Below are 20308 nucleotides of genomic sequence, written 5' to 3' on the forward strand. Positions count from 1 at the left end.
GTACCATTTTACACAAAATAAAGAGATTTTTCTTCTGATCTGAGGAAATAAAAAAAATCTGCTGCCCGATCAGTCACAATGGACTGCAATCAGGAAGCAGATTTTTTTGAAACACCTTTTAATACGAAGCCAATCAATAAGCTGTATACACAGACCGTACCGAGTAAGAAAATCATTGTCATGTGATCACCGTCCATCCTTCATGATTGAGAATGTTTATCATTAATGAAAGTGTAGCACAATTGATAATGATTTTCAATATTAATTTAGTAAATATTGATTCAGCGCTTTTTCTTCTGTTTGTATTCTGACCATCATCATCCATCCATTTAAACAAGTAAACAAAATGGCAGTAATAAATGCGTTAAATAGCAGCGGAATGAACATCAGTTCAATCGCCACCACCACATAGTTAGGATGCTTTAACCAGCGATACGGCCCTTTTTTCACAATCATCGCATTGGGAACAACTAAGATTTTTGTATTCCAATACGTCCCAAGTGAACATAGTGCCCAGTACCGAATCACCTGGGTAGCAAGCAGGAACACAAGCAGCAATAGGAAAAAACGAGACGGTTGACGATGCAGCAGCCATGTCTCTCCAATAAGCGAGAGGAAAAATGCTGCATGCATAGCGACCATATAAGGATAATGGCTTGCACCAAATTCGATCGCTCCGATCGCCTTCACCTTCTTTTCATTTCTTTTCGCCACAAGCATTTCAATGAGGCGCTGACAAATGAAAATGCCAATCACTATCCAGAAAATCATCACGAGAGCCCCTCCCATTTCATGAGCAATAATTCTGACGAAAAGCCTGGACCAAGTGCTCCGCAAAGCCCCACCTGTCCTGCATCTAGTGACTGATGTTCAAGAAAATGCTTTATCACATATAAAACGGTGGCAGAGGACATGTTTCCATGCTGTTTCAGAACCTCTTTTGAAGAAAATAGCTGATGATCTTGTAAAGATAGGCTTTCAAGATAGGCATCAATCACTTTTTTTCCTCCAGGGTGAGCAAGAAAAACGGATACATCCTCTGTTGAAAACCCTAGCTGATGTAAAAATTGATCCACTTGCTCTTTTAACCACCCAGAAATGATGGACGGAATATCACGTGAGAAGATGACCCGAAATCCGTCGGCGGTAAAATCCCATCCCATCACATCCTCAGAATCTTTCATGGTCACTGACTGCGTACCAAGCACTTTAGGTACTGTTTTTAACCGCGTATACTTAGAGGCAGCCTTTTTTCCAGTTAAAAGAACGGCCGCAGTCCCGTCACCGAACAGTGAGGTTCCAATTAAATTGCTTTTTGATTGATCTTGCGGCTGAAAAGTGAGGCTGCAAAGCTCGCAGGCAACAACTAGCACTTTCGCTTCTGGATACGCCCTGATGTATTCATAAGCTCGGGATAAGCCTGCCGCCCCGCCCCCGCAGCCTAACCCCCAAATTGGCACTCGTTTCGTATAAGGAGAAAATGGAAGAACATTCATCAGCTTTGCATCAAGACTTGGCGTTGATAACCCTGTACTGGAGATGAAAAACAAAGCATCAATCTCATCAAAAGGAACTGGCTTTGTAAGAAATGCTGTTTCATGCAGACAGTGAAAAACGGCTTCTTTCGCATGAGCCAATGCTTTTTCGACATAGAGATTATTTTTCTCTTCAAAAGAGTGATGTTCTTGATACCAATCAATAGGCTGGACAAACTGCCTGCTCTCTATTTCGCCATTATTAAAAGCTTTTAATAGCCGATCAATATCTTTAAACGATCGTTTAAATTGAGACCTTGCAAATTGAGCAGCTGCTTGCTGATCCACATGATGTTTTGGCAGACTTGTTCCAACTGAAAGAATGTATGCCATCGGCTTCACCTCTTTTTTCGGTTAATATCCCCAATCAAAAAAAGGATATACATGCCAAAACGACACAATTCAGTCAAAATATTTTCCTCCGTCTAACTTTTTGTCTTGACGACAATTGATAAATATTGGATAATATAGGTGAAAACATGATGTAGTTTTCCTCCTTCACAGGTTCGTTCCAAGCCAAGCGAACCTGCTTTTTTTTATGCAATTTATGTTCAAAAATAATGGTGATTTAATGAAAAAAAAGAACTCCGTTAATTGGGAGTTCCTCTGTGAATGACCTCTCTTATGAACATCTATAGAGCAAACCCTCACCTAAATCTTTTCAAGGATTGACTTAATAAAATCAGTTTTTTCATGTGCGTATTTGTGTTTGTCATTTCCATGTAATCTTGATAATTTAAGTTTAAGCTGTTGGTACTCACTTCTAGCTTGCTCATTATTTCTCAAGTAATCTCTGAAATTTAACTGTTCAAGTAAATACTTATTATGTCTTTGGTACATATGGATTTGATGTGTTCGTGGTTCTCCTTTATTAAAGTAGTGTCTTTCAGGTAATACGTTTGTTCCTTTATATGAGTAACCGAGTCCTTCCAACGCTATTACACATTTTTCTCCATCAAAAAAATGTTCTATTTCAATTGCAATATCAATAATTGGCTTAGCGCTTAAACCTTTTACTGCCGTACTTCCAATCTGATGTACATTGATTGTGTATGGACCAATATCAGCTATTATCTGGCGCTTTTCTTTTTCATATTCGTTTTTCCACTCCATAGACCAAGGCACTAAAAAAACTTCCCCTCTTGGTAATCCTAACATTTACTTATCCCACCTTTTAACACCCATTTGGAGAATCTTAATAAACCAACTTTATCATAGGTCCCATATGGAGAGAGCAGACAGATTTCAACAATCATCCTATTCGTTTAGATCTATTTCTTGGTTGATGTCATTCAATACGATTCTTAACAATTCACTCTCATCTTATTTTATATCTAAAGAACAAAAATGATTATTAATAGAGTTAGTTAACATAGCTTTATGCAAAAAAACACCTCTCAAATGAAAAGTGCAGACCGTAGACAAACCCCACCTTTACTTCAAGTAAAAGTGCTGTATGAAAGGAATAAGCAAATGACTTTTCACGTTCACCTTTTACATAGTAGTCAATCACTGATTCAGTTGTACTGACTTTGCTTTCTTTTGTTTCTTCTTTATTTTGTAGGGTAAGAGTTTTTCTCTATGTATTTCGCGATTAGCGATTGATAGCCTCTATCTCCAATATCCACATGAGCATCCTTTTTTCAATGAAATCGTCATTTTACAACACTTTCATACGGAATCTCCTTTCACTTCGCATTAATGGTTAAATCTGTTGCTATCTTAGCGTATAAATATCAACGTTTCGATCATTATTCAGAATTATTTCATTTAAACATGAATGGATCACCTTTTTTTCTGATCAACACAAATAAATAACCATAAAATGCAAATTTATTTGATGATTATATATGAAAAGGTTTTTTTTCCTGTATACTTAATCAATATGAACACCATGAAAAACAGTGAAAAAAGACAGAATCTACTACATGATTCGGCACAAAATTTAATTGACTGGAGTGATTGTCATGAAAAAGGTGTCCAAAAAACAAACACCCTACAACACGATATTTCTCTCGAAGATAATTGGTTTAGTGCTTCTTACACTGTTTCTCTTTTTTATCTGGGATATGTCTAAACCCCATTTGCAGGCGACAAATGGGCAAGCAACAATTGTTACTAGCAGTGACTTCCGAGACACAAGTATCAGTCTGAAAGCAAAAGATCATTCTACAAGAACATTGGATCAACAATTTAAGACCAATCCAAACCAACAGACAACGAATAAAACGGTCTTTTTAACATTTGATGATGGCCCTTCTGCTACATCAAATCAGCTGTTAAATGTCTTAAAAGCACATCAAGTGAAGGCGACATTCTTCATGCTTGGACCGCAAATCCAAGCTCACCAAGCAGCTGTGAAAAGACTTTATCAAGAAGGACATCAATTAGGGCTTCATGGCATGACGCATGATATAAACCGCTTTTATCAAAACAGTGAGTCTCCCGCAAATGAAATGAGAGAAGCTCAGCACATTCTTGCTTCTGTTACAGGCGTTTACACCCGTCTTGTGAGAACACCTTATGGCAGTGTTCCAAATTTAACATATGATCAAAAAGTACGCTTAAACCAATATGGCTTTATTTACTGGGATTGGACGATTGATAGCCTTGACTGGAGATATAAAAACTCACAATATGTTCAAGAGGTATTGAATCAACTGCAAATGTTTGAGAAAAATAAACCATGGGAACCAAAAGTTATTTTAATGCATGATCAACCCTCTACCACGAACTATTTAGATAGCCTGATTACACAACTAAAAGCAAGTGGCTATACATTTGCAGTCATTAACGAAACAATGCCGCCGGTACAACATTAATAGCGCTAATCACAATAAACCCGTATCCAAAAGATGCGGGCTTTCAGCGTGTAGACAAACCCTTACACGCCCCTTCCTAGAGCTTCAAATGTTTTTTATCAAGCTGAAAAGAAGACAAAGGGCTAAAATAAAGATCATTTTAGCCCTTTGTCAACAATCTGAACACCTCTCCAAGAGAAGTGATTACATAACAGATTGCTTAGGTTCTTCCATTAGCTCCTGCTCTGTTTCTTTTTTAAAAGGAATCATGTGATAAATAATATGAAGCAAAATAGCGGTAAAGCTTCCGGCGACAATTCCGTTACTTGTTAACAATTTAATCGATTCTGGCAAATGCTCAAACATTTGCGGTACAACCGTTACTCCTAGCCCGATGCCAACTGAGCATGCGACAATGAGCAAGTTTTCTTGTTTTGCAAAATCGACGCGTGAGAGCATTTTAATCCCGTACGCAATGACCATCCCAAACATGGCGACCATTGCACCGCCTAGAACGGACTTTGGAATAATCGTTGTAAATGCAGCGATTTTAGGAAAAAGGCCAAATACCATTAATAATACCCCTGTCACCACAATGACCTGATTTTTCTTCACACCTGTTAACTGGATCAATCCAACGTTTTGGGAGTAGGCTGTGTATGGAAAAGCGTTGAAGATACCGCCTAATAAGACGGCAATTCCCTCTGCACGATATCCCTTTGCTAAATCCTTCTCTTTTAATGAACGATTCGTTAAATCTCCGAGCGCAAAGTATACACCCGTTGATTCGACTAATGACACAATGGCAACTAATGTCATTGTCATGATTGGTGCAAATTCAAAAGTAGGCAACCCAAAGTAAAAAGGCTCAATGATGCGGAAAACTTGTGCATTCGCCACTTCTGCTGTCTCCACCTTCCCTAAGAAAGCAGCAACTGCTGTTCCGAGTAGAATGCCGATTAAGATGGCAATGGCTTTCATGAATCCCTTTGTAAATCGATAGAGAAGGACAATGATAAACAATACAAGAAAAGCAAGTCCAAGATTCTCAAAAGAACCATAGTCTGCACTTCCTTCACCACCTGCCATATTGTTCATGGCGACCGGAATTAAGGTAATTCCAATGATCGTGACGACGGAACCTGTGACAACGGGCGGGAAGAATTTCACAAGCTTCCCAAAGAAAAATGAAAGAGCAATGACAATACACCCTGCGGCGATAATACTTCCATATATAGACGAAATTCCATATTTAGAGCCAATCGCAATCATAGGAGATACCGCAGTAAATGTACAGCCTAGTACAACAGGCAAACCGATGCCAAAAAAGCGGTTTTTCCATACTTGAAGCAGTGTGGCGGCACCGCACATGAAAATATCCGCCGAAATTAAGTACGTCAGCTGGGCTGGCGTGAGCCCAAGCGCATCTCCAACAATGAGCGGGACAAGAACCGCACCTGCATACATCGCCAGTACATGCTGTATCCCTAGCGAAAGGGTTTTGGCTTTTTTAGCGGCACTCATGATTGTACCTCGCGTACAAACGTGACTTTTCCTTCCTCGAGCGATTCGATACGTGCGAGTGACTCGACTCTATAGCCCATTTGCACAAGTTCTTTTCTTCCAGGCTGGAATGATTTCTCGATAACAATTCCAAAACCAGCTACTTTTGCTTTCGCTTGCTTTGCGATTGCAGCTAGTCCCTTAGCGGCTTCTCCATTTGCTAAAAAGTCATCGATAATTAACACACAATCATCCTCACTAAGGTGAGTGTTAGAGACAGCGATCGTACTTTCTACTTTTTTGGTAAAAGAATACACACTTGCTGTCAAAAGGTTATCCGTTAAAGTCAGTGATTGCCGCTTTCGGGCAAAAACAACTGGCACATGAAGGGCAAGTCCAGCCATGACAGCAGGTGCAATACCAGAAGATTCGATCGTGATAATTTTAGTAATCCCATCATGCTTAAATAATCTAGCAAACTCTTGACCGATCTCATGCATCAACACAGGATCAATTTGATGATTTAAAAAAGCATCTACCTTTAGCACTTGATTTGACAGAACGATTCCTTCGTTCTCGATCTTTTGACGTAACAATTCCATCATTCTTCCTCCCAGCATATTAGCAACTTTCATTTTTTTGCATAAAAAAAGCATTGCTGTCCATTAAGGAGCAAGCAATGCGAAAACGATCCACAGGATCTTCAGCTCATACAAAAGCTGTTTCATTTTGCTCACTCATAGTCGGACGGTATCGGTGTCCGGTAGAAACTTGCGTGCCTTCATCACGCGATTATATGAGTGTTTCATAGTGTTCAAATTATAACAAGATTTCAGACGCTTGGAAAGCACTTTTCTAGAAAAATACCGAACTTAAATAATCATTAAGCTTTAAACGTTCGTTTTTAGAATATTCAACCAGCAAAAAAGCACCCTTCTGATTAAAGGGTGCCTCAGATTGTTGACAAAGGGCTAAAATGAACTTTATTTTAGCCCTTTGTCTTCTTTTCAGCGTGATAGAAAACCTTTGCAGTCTAGGAAGGGCGAGCACCGGAGCAGAGCGAATTTAACATTCGTGAGCACCAGCACGCAGGACTGACAACGAATGCGAGGGTTTGTCTACACGCTGAAGCACCCTTCTGATCAAAGGGTGCCTTTCATTTATGATAAATATAGTTTCGTGTACTTATCTGTTAAATAATCAATTAAGTATTGAACATTTAATTCTTCACCAGTTGCGTCTTGAATGATTTCAGATGGCTTTTTCCGTTTTCCATGCTGATGGACATGTTCAGTTAGCCATTCTTTTATCGGTGCAAAAGACCCATTTTGAATCAGTTCATCAAAATTCGGTAAATCTTTGATCATTTGCTGCTTTAATTGCGCCGCATACATATAACCAAGTGCATATGAAGGGAAATAACCAAAACTACCATCAGACCAGTGAACATCCTGCAAAATACCAAGCGCATCGTTAGGCGGCGTAATGCCAAGATATGCTTTATATTTTTCATTCCATAACGCTGGCAGATCTTCAACGGCTACTTCTTCATTGAAAATGGCTTTTTCAATTTCATAGCGAATAATAATGTGAAGTGGATACGTGAGTTCATCTGCTTCAATTCGAATGTAAGTCGGCTTCGATTCGTTCACCGCATGCACAAATTCTTCTAAAGTGACATCTTTAAATTGTTCAGGAGATGCCTCTTGTAGCTTTTGATAATACGTTTTCCAGAAATCTTCATGTCTGCCGATAAAGTTCTCAAAGAAAAGAGACTGTGATTCATGAATACCCATTGATGTGCCGTCACATAAGAGCGTTCCGCTCAGTGCCTCATCAATATTTTGTTCATAAATGGCATGGCCGCATTCATGAATGGTGCCAAAGATCGCCATGCGAAAATCGTGCTCATCATAACGCGTTGTCACACGTACATCCCCTCTGCTTAATGTCACAGCAAATGGATGAACCGTTGTATCAAGTCGTCCTGCGTCAAAGTCATACCCTAACTCTTTTAAGAAAAAGAGACTCAGCTCTTTTTGTTTGTCGATCGGGAAGCTTTTCGATAAAAATGATGTATCTGGTTTATTTGGCGAAGCTTCAATTTTTTTCACGAGAGGAACGATGGCGTCTCGAAGTGCGCCAAATTTTTGATCGAGTTGTTCAACCGTCATATCCGGCTCATAATTATTGAGCAGCACATCATATGGCGTTTTTTTCACGCCCCAGTATTGAATGAAACGCTTGTTAAAATCAATCAGCTGTTTTAAATAGGGCGCAAAGAGTGAAAAATCTGATTTCTCCCTTGCTTCTACCCAAACATGTTCTGCTTTTGATTGTAGAATGGAGTATTCTTTAAATTCTTCTTTTGGAATTTTACTGTTTTCATCATATTCTTTTTGCGATAATTCGAGTGCCTTCTGTGTGTCTTTTGACAGCTCTTTTTTTTCTTTATTTAAAGCAACAAGAAGATCTTTCATTTCATCAGAAGTCTTCATATTAAAGATATCGCTGGATAATTGACCGATGGTTTCTGCTCTGAAATCAGCGCTTTTTTTAGGCGCTTGTGTTCGAGAGTCCCAATAAAGTAAATGAAGCGCCTCTGTATAATGGGCGATTTTTCCTAGTAATTGATAAAACGCTTTCTCTTTTGATTCAAGACTCATGCGTTCGTTCCCCCAATCAATAAAATATGTATGTACGTTTCAAGGCTACTTCAATAAATGTTCTTTTGTCAATGAAAAAGGAGGATACGCTGCTCGTATCCTCCTTTTGTTGAATCATTTTCTATTATTAAGAGATCACTGGCCTCACTGGAAGAACGGATTCAATTTTACTTTGTAGCTCAATATCTTTCTGACTGCCAAAGTAAATATGAATGCTGCCAGCATCTTGGCTTGTCCGAATCAGTCTCCCAATGCCCTGCCTTAGACGAAGCAGCATGTACGGAAGGTCCACTTCAGTAAATGCATCTTTCGCTTCATTCCGTTTTGCTTCAAATACTGGGTCATGCGGTGGATATGGAAGTCCCCAAATGACCACATTTGTTAGAGACTGTCCTGGAATATCCAGCCCTTCCCACAGGTGAACGGAACATAACACAGATGTTTCATCTGCTTGGAACTTTTGAACAATGGTACTGATCTCCTCGTCTCCTTCAAAATACACATGGAAAGGCAGTGGTTCATTTGATGCATCGAGCTGCTTTCTAAATACATGCAGTTCATCAAATGAAGGGAATAAAATAAGAGATCGACCGCCATTTTCTTTTACCTGAGCCAGCACGTGCTGACCTTTTACATCTGACTCTGTCATTGGCTGCTGAATTCCGTGGAAATACATTTGCATTTGCTCCTCATAATCATACGGCGAAGCCACACTCATGGATAAATAATCTTTGATCCCAAGGCTTTCAGCTAAATAATCAAATGATTGATTTTCAGACAACGTAGCAGATGAGAAAATATAAGGGATTTTTTGTGAAAATACCTTTTCACCAAGCACCTCTGCTACCGTTTTTGGCATGACGACAAAGGTTGTATCTAATTCCTGCTTCTCCAGCCAGCTAATGGCATTTTTCTGATAAAGCGACAGAGAATACGCCATCTGTTCAATGTACTCTTCCACAACAGACAATTCATATTGATCAATTGTGTACATCTCTGATTCAAATACGAGCGCTTCTCCAATCTTCTCAAGCAAATCACATAATTCACTTGCTGAACGCTTCACCTCATCTACACGACCAATTTCAAGACGGTGTGATCCTTTGATTTCTTTGGCATTCGTTTTTAAGAGGTAAAAGAACTGATCGTTTGTTGCAAGTGCATCTTCAACAAGTTCTGCAAACTCTTCACGAATATCATTTTGCAAAAGACGCTCCAAAAACGTCTCAAGTGTTGATTGCTTCACTCGGTATGTTAGCGCTTTTTGTGCTGCAAACTCAAGAAGATGTCCTTCATCAAATACAACAGAGCTATGCTCAGGAAGGAGCGGCAGCTGTCCTTCACGTTTACGTGACTCCTTTGTCCATACATGCTCCATGTAAAAGTCATGAGAACAAATGATGAGGTCTGTGGCTTTTCGGTAATGGTCTCTTGATAAATTCAAGCCACAGCGGTGCCGCATGTCGCACGTTAAGCAGTCCTGAAAAGAGTCATAACCAATTCTTGACCACTCATCATTTGTTAATTCTGGATACTCTTTTCGATCACCATACGGATAAAATGTCTGCATCCCATGAGATTCATGAACAAATGAAGGAAGCGATTCATAAATGTCGAGCCACTTCTCATCATCTTCACGTTGCATCGTTTTCTCTAGTTTCTTTAAGCACAAATATTGATCATGCGATTTACTTAATCTCGCATCTATTTGAATATCAAGGTGATTGGCAATTTTATAGATATCACCTTCTTGTTTGACCAGCTGTTCAATTAACGTTTCGTCTGCACATGCAATGATCGCAGGTTTCCCTGTATATCTTGCATATGTGACCGCAAATAAAAGGTAAACGATTGTTTTGCCTGTGCCTACCCCAGCTTCGGCAAACATCACACTTTTTTCTTTAAAGGCTCTTTCTAACTGAAAAGCCATGAATATTTGTTCATCTCGAAGATCAAAGCCCTTTTCTGGCAAGATGTCATAAAACACATCACCAATCCAGTTGCCCAGTTCTTCGTAAAAATTATGTTCTTTTGTTAATGAAAAAGGCAAACGAGATGCTGTCACCTGCTCCAACCCCCAACTTTTGAATCATTCAGACATTCAATAGTAACATTTATGCTGGGGTATGACAATCTTTTTTTAAGAGCGCAGGCGATGCTGGTAGCTTTCCTTCATTAAAAATGCGTGCTCTGAATGGTCTATGTAGTTTTGAGCCATTGCTAAGTTCTCGATGGCTGCCGTAAGTTTAGCAGATTGTCCTGTTTCAATCCCCTCTATTTCTCGGGCTGTTGAAGCGAGTGCTTTTTGAATTAACTGAAATTGATCATAATGAATCATGAAGACACCTCTTTTTTTAAAATCAAGTTCAGTTTATTCCGTCCCGAGAAGACTTATACCTTTTTAGCATAAAAAATCCACACCGTCTCGTGGTGTGGACATTTGTTATGATTCAGTTGTTTCTCTTCTAGGTCGGCGTTTTCCCCAGTATTGATAATAATCTGTTTTAATAAATCCATTAAACAGTTTTCTCTTTTTCGTCGCTTTTCTTCCGAAACACTCTTCGAATTTTTCATGTGACGTTAAAATGTAAATGGACCACGTATCTAGGTTTTTCAATGCTTCGCCCATGCCTTGATACATTTTTTCCACAGCTGGCTTATCGCTGAGACGTTCACCGTAAGGCGGATTTCCGACAATTACACCATACTCTTCTTTTGTTTGAAAGTCCTTCACTTGCATTTGCTTAAATTGAATCAGTTCACTAAGTCCAGCTTCTTCTGCGTTCAGTTTCGCAATCTCTACCATACGATGATCGATATCGCTCGCGATAATGTGAAGCGGCTGATCATAGTTCGCCTTTTCTTCTACTTCAAGGCGTGCTTTGTTCCAAACGTCCTCACCGATCCATTCCCATGATTCAGATGCGAACTCACGATTAAATCCAGGGGCAATGTTTTGTCCAATCATCGCTGCTTCAATAGCAATTGTTCCTGATCCGCAAAAAGGATCGACAAACGGACGGTCAGGTGTCCAGTTCGTTAATAAGACAAGCGCCGCTGCAAGGGTTTCTTTAATCGGCGCGCCTCCTTGATCTGCACGGTATCCACGTTTATGAAGACCCACACCAGACGTATCAAGCGTCAGCAATACTTTATCTTTTAAAAGCGCTACCTCGATTTTGTATTCAGGGCCTGTCTCTTCTAGCCATTCAGACTGTATGTTGTAAGATGATCTAAGTTTTTGCGCGATAGCCTTTTTGACGATGCGCTGACAATCCGGCACACTGGCAAGCTGAGATTTAACAGATTTACCAATGACAGGGAATGTACTATTTTTCGGTAAAAAAGCGGCCCAGTCAATGGCTTTTGTCTGCTCAAAAAGCTCGTCAAATGTCCTGGCCGAAAATTCAGCAACTTGGACCTTGATCCGATCTGCTGTACGCAGCCATAGATTCGCACGGCAGATGGCAAGTGCATCTCCTTGAAAAATGACTTTTCCATTATCTACAGTGCACTCATACCCGAGGTCTCTTACTTCTTTTGCAACAATCGCTTCAATTCCCATTGGAGCTGTTGCGATGAGTGTATAGGTTTTCATTTGTTTATCACCTGTTTTCTCGTTCTATTCTGTAATCAAGATAAAAGCTCTCCATATGTAGAAATAGGAGAGCTTTGATTTCATCATGTTTATGATAACGGATATAACGTTCTGTAAGCCATGTTTTGTTCCATCGTACTGCAAACGGCAAAAGCCTCGTACTCAGGTGGTAATCATCTATCTACAGAATTCTCTGTCCTTCTCTCCGTTTGGTTCCTTTGAGAAAGTTCCCCTACCAAGTTTGGGTTTCTCGCTCGAGGGGTTTACCGCGTTCCACTCTCACCATTTCTAGTGAGACTTCGTCACTGTGGCACTTTCAAGGATACTTTGCCCTATCCTAAAAGGACGTAGGCATTTTTCCTGCCGTCAGCCTTTCCCAGGCTGCCCTGGCTTATTTTTTCGCCAGGCACGAACACTACGGGCATCTCAGCACCGTGCGAGCATGGACTTTCCTCTGCAATGTCAAAGCATTACAGCGATTACCCGAACGTTAATCAACATGCGTTATTATAAACGACAATGTCATCTGACACAAGCTTTTTTGGTATTACTCAATCATAAAGTTTGCTACCGAAAACGTGTTTCTCAAGATTAGATAGTCTTTTTAAAATATCGAAGTTTGTTGTATTGGACTGTGCAGGCTGTCTTTTCCCTTGCTCAACCGCTTCTTCAAGCTGTTTTGACAAGTGAAGGTTTTCTTGTTGGAGTTTTTCAATTTCTTGATGGAATGTCTCATAGTCTTTAATAACCATATCTAGAAATTTATCGACTTCTTCTTGTTTATACCCTCGGACACCTGTTTTAAATTCTTTTTCTAAAATTTCTTTCGCAGAAAGCTTTACTTTATCAGCAAGCATCTTTTTCACCTCATATCGTGAATTCATAGTATATTTTTTCAGAAATACGTGACGTTGTCAAATTTTCTCTTGCTTTTAGTCAAAAAACGGATCTTCCGCCTCAACCTGTGCTCTTAAATCATCCATAGTGATATACATAATTGGGTAGTCGGTATAGGTTTCAGCTTCTTTGATCATATATTTTGGCGAGCCTTCATGCTCGGGATCATATAAGACGAGAAGGCCGTCCGTTTTTTCAATAAAAAAGCGGTTCTTTTGTTTAAATTGTGCCGGACTTTCATACGGTCTATGCGTGACACTTTCTACAAAATCAGCTTGTGCAAGAACGCCTTCATACAGCTCTTTATTTTGTTCATTCCAGCGCTCTTCCTGTTCATAAAATGGTGTAATGACAGCAAGTTTTAAATCTGGGTACTCCTCTTGAAGCTCAAAGACCACTTCAGCTGTCCATATTTCTGCACCTAGCTGACCTGAAATGAGCACCCATTCCAGCCCGTCTTCAATGAGTGCCGCCAGCCTTTTCCGAAGTTCCGCTTTTATGTATTGAAGTGCAGGCTCGTCTTGTTTGAAGATCCCAAGCTCAAATGGCTTGTACCCTGTGACAGCAATAATTTTCATTTTTTCACCTGCTTTTAAAAAAAGGGACTTATAAAAGTCCCATTTCACTTTATCTGTTACAGCAAGGTCCACCGCAGTTAAAGTGTTGATGTGTTGCCGGGTCCACCTGAGAAAACGTATGCGGGAAGTAGTGAACATGTTGGAAATTTTGGTGATGAACATTTGTTACATGCTGCGGGTGGATGTGTGGCACAATTGTAGTTGACTCACTGTGCGTACAGCAGTGATTCGTTGGATGTACAATTGGCTGTGTAACATTTGGATTGCAATGATGATGATGGTACATGTAGCATTCCCCTCTCCTTGATTTTCTTACATTAACAATGTATGAATCAAGAGGTGTACATGTACTAATGCATTAACCTATTTTAAAAGTTTGCAAGAAAAACATCTTTATAGTTTGAAAAAACAAAAGCGACCAATATGACAACAAGAAAAAACAAGTAGAAAAGACCCTTATACATGCTCTACGCTCCTCATTCAATATCTAACGTTATTTTACAGGATTCGTGACTTTTCTACAATAAAAGTGCTAAACAATTTTTATTTTCGACCGAGAGCCGAACGTTGTCATTTTTTGCGCTTTCCCAGGCAATAATTTCATTGCCCAGCTTTTCTTAAGAGCCGCTTTTCTCGCTTGTCAAGTTCCACAATGTCTCGTTCACTTAAAGACGATTGTGATAACAATGTTTGGGTAATGGAAAGGGCTGCTTTTGGATCTTTTTGAAGGTGTTCTTCATACTTTGCAAGCTCTACACCCGCTTTTAATCTTACATGAACATCACTTGATTCAAATAGACGCCTCCATATACATGCCGCTTCATCCCACTGTTTTAATCGCTTGTACTGTAATGATAGATCATAAGCTGCTTGATCCGCATGCTCAAACGCTGCTCCCGTTAATTCTTGCAGGTGCTTTGTTGCTTCCTGCACATCACGGTGAGCAAGATGCCACTTAGCTAATGCATATTTCTCATCGTCTTCCTTCACCGCATCTTTAGATAAGATTTTTTTAGACAAATGAATGTAGAGACTGATTAACGATAAGACATCAAGTTCATTGTGAGTCAAAATTCCTTCAATCAGTTTCGGGTTTTGTTCCTTTAAAAAGTGAAAATAGATCATTGGTGCGAGGAACCCCGGTGTATCTCCCTCCCGATTGACGTGCAGTTCCTCTTTTTCTACAACCGAAAGAGCCATACGCTCATATTTATGTTTCCACAATCTCCTTGACCCATGCAGAAGGTCAAAATGACCAAATTCAGGTAGAGCAGGTATTTGATCGCGTAATAATGTATGCCTCGTTTTGACTTGAGGCCAGTCAAATGATTTTCCATTATATGTCACAAGTGATTCGACATCCACCTCACTAAGAAAGCTATTGTAAAGTGCCGCTTCATTTCCTGGATTCGTGAGCAGATGTTGTTTTACCACTACTTTATCTGAATAAACTCTCGCATGCCCAAGCAGAAAAATCATATTTCCCGTTCCGCCAGACAGTCCTGTTGTTTCTGTATCGAAGAAAAATAGCTCGTGAGGCTTGAAGCCTTTTGCAGAAAGAGAATGCTGAATCTCACTTTTGTTCCATGCACTCACCATCTCCGGCAGTTCTGCAAATGAATATCGCCCATGCTGATGGTCAAGTGGATAGGTCACTTCCCGAATGAGGCAGAAAGAGTCTTCAAAGTAGTAAGGAGCTGCACCTAATTCCCCCCACTCTTTTAGAAATGGAATGGTTTCAGCCGTCACAGTGTGCGTTTGTCCCTCTTTTACTGCCACACGCTTTTCATCTGACTGATTGTGCGACAGGTGTTTTTTCATTCTGTTTAATTTTCCTTTTAATGACATGAGTACATCTATTCCCCCTTCCCTTAAAATCCTGCCATCAATTGAATGATCCTGATTTTTCCATCGATCTCTTTCATTTCCATGCCAATACAAGATGGACAGCCGTTCTCGCAGCTGCATCGCTCAATCAGCTGAGTGGCTGCACGGGCAATTTCATCAAAGCGAGCCTGGACCTCTTTACTTAAACCGATTCCACCTGGGTAATGATCATATAAAAATACGGTCGGTTTCCCCGTATGGGCTGCCTTTATTTGAGAAATGACATGAATGTCTGAACGGTCACACATGACAAACGCCGGAACAATATGCTGAAGAACATTGGCAATACCGAGCAAGAGCTGTTCAAGTGTTTTTTCTTCAAATGTCCGCTCTGCTTCATGTAATTCAAACCAAGCAGCACTCGTATGAATCTCTTCTTCAGGTAAGTGAATCGGGCCGGAACCGATATTTTCCCCAGTTGATAATCGAATTTTTTTGAAAATGGTCGGCATTGCATTGACGGTCACATCACCGTAGTGAACAGATACCGCTTCCTTCTCTGTTGTCTGATCAATTTCAAGCACCTTGAGCTGAACTGCTAAATTCGCATCTGTATAGTATTCTACATCGACTTGTTTCACATAAGCCTTAAGATGCTCATAATCTAGCTTTTCCACTTGATACTGAACCCCTTCATGTAAATAAATCGCTTCATCATGAAGTAAGGTCATCGCACTGAATCGATCCATCTCCCCAATAATTCGAACGTTCGCTACATCGGATTGATCGACAATGACGACATTTTCCTGACTTGCAGATCTCAGACTGATGCCATGAGCCGGGAACGATTGATCTGACCAATAATAACGGTTCCCGCTGAAATGAAGAACCCCTTCTTCATGTAAGTATTGCAAGATTTCTTCTACTTCCATACTGCCAAACTGTTCATCTTCTCGAAACGGTAGCTCGTAGGACGCACATTTTAGATGATCGACTAAGATGATAAGGTTCTCAGGATTGATTCTTGCCGATTCAGGTGGTCTGTTAAAGAAGTATTCAGGGTGTCTGACAATATATTGGTCAAGTGGCGATGAGCTTGCGACCATGATAATGAGTGCTTCCTCATGACGCCTTCCAGCTCGTCCAGCCTGCTGCCATGTACTCGCTACACTGCCAGGATATCCGGTCATGATACAGACTTTTAGCTGTCCAATATCTACTCCTAATTCTAGTGCGTTTGTGCTGACAACACCGAGAATGTCTCCTTCCCTTAAGCCTTTTTCAATCATACGCCGCTCTTTCGGCAAATAGCCCCCGCGATAACCACGGATCGATTTAGGACCAATTTCTTTTTTCACTAGTTCTTGAATATGGCTTAGGATGACTTCAACTCTTACCCTACTTCTAGCAAAAACAATCGTTTGAATTTTTTCTTTTAAAAATGTTTTAGCGAGCTGATTCACAACAGTGGCCGCACTTTGTCTAATGTTTAATGGCTTATTGACGACTGGCGGGTTGTAAAAGACAAAATTCTTTTTACCGCTAGGTGCTCCGTTGCGTTCAATGAGATGCACCTTGCTTCCGGTCAGCTGCTCTGCAAGCTCTTTCGGATTCGCTATGGTCGCTGATGTACAAATAAAGGTCGGGTCACTTCCGTAAAATGCACAAATTCGCTTTAGTCTACGAATGACATTGGCGACATGACTGCCAAACACGCCTCGGTATGTATGAAGTTCATCAATGACAATATACTTTAAGTTCTCAAATAAACTGACCCATTTCGTATGATGAGGCAAAATCGCTGAGTGCAGCATATCTGGATTTGTGATGACAATATGTCCTGCCTGTCTGACGCGCTGGCGAATCGCTGGGGAGGTGTCCCCGTCATAGGTTTCACTGTGAATTGGAACATCCATCTCATGAATGATTTCGTTTAATTCACTTTTTTGATCTTGCGCAAGTGCTTTTGTTGGAAATAAATAGAGGGAGCGGCTTGTCTGATCTTCTGCGATCGACTGAAGAACTGGCAGATTGTAGCAAAGCGTTTTACCTGAAGCTGTAGGTGTCACAGTCACCACATTCTCACCATCCATCACACGTTCAAAGGCTTCCTTTTGATGAATGTACAGTTCGCTCACACCTCTTTTTTCAAGCGCCACTTTGAGCCTGTCATTTACTCTTTCAGGAATTGAAGAAGTCAGTGCAGGCTTCGCTTCAATTTCATGCCAATGCTCAATCTGTTCATCTTTTTTTAAATCTTCTATGAGTTCGTTCATTGTTTTCTTCTTCATCTGGTATCCACCTCTCATTCTAGTGTACCGAATATTTGTTTGCATGACTAGGCGGCAATTTTTTGATGCACCGCTTGTGAGCAAATATTTTGATGTGTTGTAACAATATCTATTACACTTCTATAGTGAAATGATTTTATCAAGGAAGAAGATGATCAGATTGAAAAACGAATTTAAGCCTTTATTTGAACCTTTTACATTCCCAGGGGGTGCCTCCATTGATGGCCGTTTAGTCGTTGCACCAATGACACACTTCGGTTCTCATGAGGATGGCACGATCTCAAAGGAAGAAATTGATTTTATTACCGCTAGATCAAGCGAAATGGGCATGGTCATCACCGCATGTGCAAACGTAACGCCAGATGGTAAGGCGTTTGAAGGGCAGCCTTCTATTGCAAGGGATGAAGATATACCTGGCCTTCAAAAGCTTGCTTCTGCGATTCAAGCGAAAGGAACAAAAGCCATTATGCAAATTCATCATGGCGGCTCTCAGGCTCTCCCTCATTTAGTCCCAAACGGTGATGTCGTTGCGCCAAGTGATGTATTTAAAGATGGAAAACAAATTGCGAGAGCTTTGACAGAAGAAGAAATACCTCACATCATCGACTCATTTAAAGAAGCAGCAAGGCGCGCAATCCAAGCAGGATTTGATGGGATCGAAATCCATGGAGCGAACGGATATTTATTACAGCAATTCTACTCCCCGCATAGTAATCAGCGTACAGATCAATGGGGCGGAAGCGAAGAAAAACGTCTCGCATTTCCAATTGCAGTTGTAGATGCGGTGAAAGAAGCAATCAAAGAGCATGTAACAAAACCATTTATCTTTGGGTATCGATTATCACCTGAAGAACCAGAAACACCTGGTTTAACCATGACAGAAACATTTACTTTAGTGGACGTACTTAAGACGAAAAACCTTGATTACTTGCATATTTCTTTAATGGAGATTGACGCTAAGGCAAGACGTGGTGCTGATACAAGTAAGACGCGGATGGAGTTATTAAAAGAGCGCTGTGGTGACACGCTTCCACTCATCGGCGTCGGTAGCGTCATTACAGCTGAGGATGCACTGAATGCATACAATCAAGGGATTCCACTCATCGCTGTTGCAAGAGAAGTCATTGTTGATCCCGATTGGGCAGTAAAGATTAAAGAAGGCAGAGAAAACGAGATTGAAACCGTTATTAAACGCAGTCAAAAAGACAAGTACATGATTCCAGAGGGTTTATGGACTGTCATGGAAGCAAGTAAAGGCTGGGTTCCAATGGAGGATTAATGTACTCAATCAAAAAACTACCCTATCAACTCAGGGTAGTTTTTTTGGATTATTTCATTTTCACTGTAAAAAGCTTGGACGTCTGCTTTTCTACAGAGCCCTTAGGTTCTTTGTCAAGATGTTCTACTAAATCACCATTCATGATGACAATTGGTGTCACTGTGCTTGCCGCTTTTTCTTCAATCAGCGCTAAATCACACGTAATGAGAGGATCACCTGCTTTCACTTTATCCCCTTCTTTTATGTGTGCTTCAAAGCCTTCACCATTTAATCCAACCGTTTCAAGTCCGATATGAATCAGAAGCTCAAGCCCCGAGAGTGTTCGAATCCCAATTGCATGTTTTGTATGGAAGAGTTGAATAATTTCACCATCTACTGGTGACACAATGGTGCCGTTTTTTGGTTTTACAGCTACGCCGTCTCCCATCATCTTTTGAGAAAAAACGGGATCTGGTACATCGGTCATATCCATTAACTCTCCATCAACTGGAGAATAAATGACTTCTTCCTTTACATCATCTTGGTTTTTTCCGAAACCGAATAATTTTTTCAGCAATGTTCATTTGCTCCCTTCAAGCTTTGCTTCTAGATCTATTCAGTGTATAAACCTTCTCGCTCATACACCTTGCTTCATTCAACACTATTTAATCATAATTTTTTCCTCTCATCAATTGATAACCGCCTGAGCCCCTTTTGCATAGGCTATAGATGAGAGGTGATTCAAATGAAACATGAAAGTGAAAAGAAACACGAGTTGTTAGCAAATGAAGACATTCTATATGAAGCGATTGAACAATTTTTTGCATCATCGCCGTTTCACGACATTTTAAATAGTGCGGAGGCGCTGATGACCACAAGCCATTCACTTGCGTCCATTACAACCGATGTGGCAGAAGATGATCAATATGTATATATTGAGATTCGATTTCCAGACCATTTTGTCGAAGGTGATATCGCACTAGAAGTGAAAGCGCAATATTTACACTTATCGGTACAGGAAAAAATCAAAACAGACACGACTTCCTCCTATTCGAGCTTTACCAAAACCATTTTAATGCCTGCAAAAATAGATGAAACCAATATGAAGAGCGTTTGGAAAGATCAATCACTTCGTGTGACTGCGCCAAAACAAACAACCCAATAGATGTATATCTATTGGGTTCAGACCGTAGACAAACCCCACCTTTACTTCAAGTAAAAGTGGGATTTTCACATTTTTTGATAAAAACATCATGTGTTTTACACTGGACATGGTCCTTTCCATGTCCAGTTTGCTAGCTTTTTAAGATTCATGGCAGCGAAAGTAAGCATCGCCTGCATTGAAACTTTTTTG

The 20308-nt window shown here is 40.3% G+C and carries 19 protein-coding genes, 1 other RNA gene and 1 riboswitch; of the genes, 3 read left to right on the plus strand and 17 right to left on the minus strand.

From position 1 onward, the window contains the following. Positions 1 to 89: 89 nt before the first annotated feature. The 4 genes from fbpC to ES896_RS17645 all read right to left on the minus strand — a co-directional run bounded on the left by fbpC (position 90) and on the right by ES896_RS17645 (position 2693). Positions 90 to 197, minus strand: coding sequence for a Fur-regulated basic protein FbpC (gene fbpC, locus ES896_RS20455; protein WP_306172627.1), 108 nt, complete (start codon positions 195 to 197; stop codon positions 90 to 92). A gap of 64 nt (positions 198 to 261) precedes the next feature. Further along, positions 262 to 771, minus strand: a complete 510-nt coding sequence (locus ES896_RS17635; RefSeq protein WP_017367476.1) for an isoprenylcysteine carboxyl methyltransferase family protein — start codon at positions 769 to 771, stop codon at positions 262 to 264. Further along, positions 771 to 1868, minus strand: coding sequence for a type III polyketide synthase (locus ES896_RS17640; protein WP_135227111.1), 1098 nt, complete (start codon positions 1866 to 1868; stop codon positions 771 to 773). The genes ES896_RS17635 and ES896_RS17640 overlap by 1 nt, the downstream gene beginning before the upstream one ends. Before the next feature lie 318 nt (positions 1869 to 2186). Beyond that, entirely contained in the window at positions 2187 to 2693 is a 507-nt protein-coding gene (locus ES896_RS17645) for a GrpB family protein (RefSeq protein WP_135227112.1), read from the minus strand. An 809-nt stretch (positions 2694 to 3502) separates the two neighbouring features. Between ES896_RS17645 and ES896_RS17650 the strand changes: the two genes are divergently transcribed. Continuing rightward, a complete protein-coding gene (locus tag ES896_RS17650) occupies positions 3503 to 4357 on the plus strand; it encodes a polysaccharide deacetylase family protein (RefSeq protein ID WP_135227113.1) in 855 nt (284 codons plus the stop codon). Between the two features lie 183 nt (positions 4358 to 4540). On the opposite strand, the gene pbuX is transcribed toward ES896_RS17650, so the two are convergent. The 12 genes from pbuX to ES896_RS17715 all read right to left on the minus strand — a co-directional run bounded on the left by pbuX (position 4541) and on the right by ES896_RS17715 (position 17696). Further along, a complete protein-coding gene (gene pbuX / locus ES896_RS17660) occupies positions 4541 to 5860 on the minus strand; it encodes a xanthine permease PbuX (protein WP_007500846.1) in 1320 nt (439 codons plus the stop codon). Then, positions 5857 to 6441, minus strand: coding sequence for a xanthine phosphoribosyltransferase (gene xpt / locus ES896_RS17665; protein ID WP_008346333.1), 585 nt, complete (start codon positions 6439 to 6441; stop codon positions 5857 to 5859). The genes pbuX and xpt overlap by 4 nt, the downstream gene beginning before the upstream one ends. A gap of 118 nt (positions 6442 to 6559) precedes the next feature. Beyond that, positions 6560 to 6659: riboswitch (purine riboswitch) on the minus strand. A 340-nt stretch (positions 6660 to 6999) separates the two neighbouring features. After that, the gene (locus ES896_RS17670; RefSeq protein WP_048001898.1) at positions 7000 to 8505 is read right to left on the minus strand and encodes a carboxypeptidase M32; all 1506 of its coding nucleotides are present in this window, start codon (positions 8503 to 8505) and stop codon (positions 7000 to 7002) included. A gap of 127 nt (positions 8506 to 8632) precedes the next feature. Further along, a complete protein-coding gene (locus tag ES896_RS17675; RefSeq protein ID WP_048001897.1) occupies positions 8633 to 10570 on the minus strand; it encodes an ATP-dependent DNA helicase in 1938 nt (645 codons plus the stop codon). A 75-nt stretch (positions 10571 to 10645) separates the two neighbouring features. Then, positions 10646 to 10843 (minus strand): hypothetical protein, encoded by a 198-nt coding sequence (locus ES896_RS17680; protein WP_017359721.1) that lies wholly within the window; start codon positions 10841 to 10843, stop codon positions 10646 to 10648. A 105-nt stretch (positions 10844 to 10948) separates the two neighbouring features. Continuing rightward, positions 10949 to 12103, minus strand: a complete 1155-nt coding sequence (locus ES896_RS17685) for a THUMP domain-containing class I SAM-dependent RNA methyltransferase (RefSeq protein WP_017359722.1) — start codon at positions 12101 to 12103, stop codon at positions 10949 to 10951. Positions 12104 to 12212: 109 nt separating this feature from the next. Further along, an RNA gene (gene rnpB / locus ES896_RS17690) (RNase P RNA component class B) lies at positions 12213 to 12594 on the minus strand. 60 nt (positions 12595 to 12654) lie between these two features. Beyond that, positions 12655 to 12960: a cell division regulator GpsB gene (gene gpsB, locus ES896_RS17695; RefSeq protein ID WP_008344631.1), complete on the minus strand. Its 306-nt coding sequence runs from the start codon at positions 12958 to 12960 to the stop codon at positions 12655 to 12657. A gap of 75 nt (positions 12961 to 13035) precedes the next feature. Beyond that, on the minus strand, positions 13036 to 13578 hold the full coding sequence (locus tag ES896_RS17700; RefSeq protein WP_285850555.1) for an SLOG family protein: 543 nt from the start codon (positions 13576 to 13578) through the stop codon (positions 13036 to 13038). 49 nt (positions 13579 to 13627) lie between these two features. Beyond that, the gene (cotD, locus tag ES896_RS17705; RefSeq protein ID WP_072368252.1) at positions 13628 to 13864 is read right to left on the minus strand and encodes a spore coat protein CotD; all 237 of its coding nucleotides are present in this window, start codon (positions 13862 to 13864) and stop codon (positions 13628 to 13630) included. A 314-nt stretch (positions 13865 to 14178) separates the two neighbouring features. Further along, positions 14179 to 15426, minus strand: coding sequence for a ribonuclease H-like domain-containing protein (locus ES896_RS17710; protein ID WP_135227115.1), 1248 nt, complete (start codon positions 15424 to 15426; stop codon positions 14179 to 14181). 23 nt (positions 15427 to 15449) lie between these two features. Continuing rightward, complete coding sequence (locus ES896_RS17715; RefSeq protein ID WP_135227116.1) at positions 15450 to 17696, minus strand: DEAD/DEAH box helicase; 2247 nt, start codon at positions 17694 to 17696, stop codon at positions 15450 to 15452. A 160-nt stretch (positions 17697 to 17856) separates the two neighbouring features. Here ES896_RS17715 and ES896_RS17720 point away from each other — a divergent pair, with 160 nt between their 5' ends. Further along, positions 17857 to 18975: an NADH-dependent flavin oxidoreductase gene (locus tag ES896_RS17720; RefSeq protein WP_024718533.1), complete on the plus strand. Its 1119-nt coding sequence runs from the start codon at positions 17857 to 17859 to the stop codon at positions 18973 to 18975. A 49-nt stretch (positions 18976 to 19024) separates the two neighbouring features. Here ES896_RS17720 and ES896_RS17725 read toward each other — a convergent pair whose 3' ends face one another. After that, positions 19025 to 19531 carry a PTS sugar transporter subunit IIA gene (locus ES896_RS17725; protein WP_008344623.1) on the minus strand — a complete coding sequence of 169 codons (507 nt, stop codon included), beginning with the start codon at positions 19529 to 19531 and terminating at the stop codon, positions 19025 to 19027. Positions 19532 to 19699: 168 nt separating this feature from the next. On the opposite strand from ES896_RS17725, the gene ES896_RS17730 reads away from it, so the two are divergent. After that, positions 19700 to 20119, plus strand: coding sequence for an Hsp20/alpha crystallin family protein (locus ES896_RS17730; RefSeq protein WP_072368255.1), 420 nt, complete (start codon positions 19700 to 19702; stop codon positions 20117 to 20119). Positions 20120 to 20308 lie beyond the last annotated feature (189 nt).

The organism is Bacillus sp. 005/A4HT-01/001 (assembly GCF_004634445.1).
GTDB lineage: Bacteria > Bacillota > Bacilli > Bacillales > Bacillaceae > Bacillus > Bacillus altitudinis.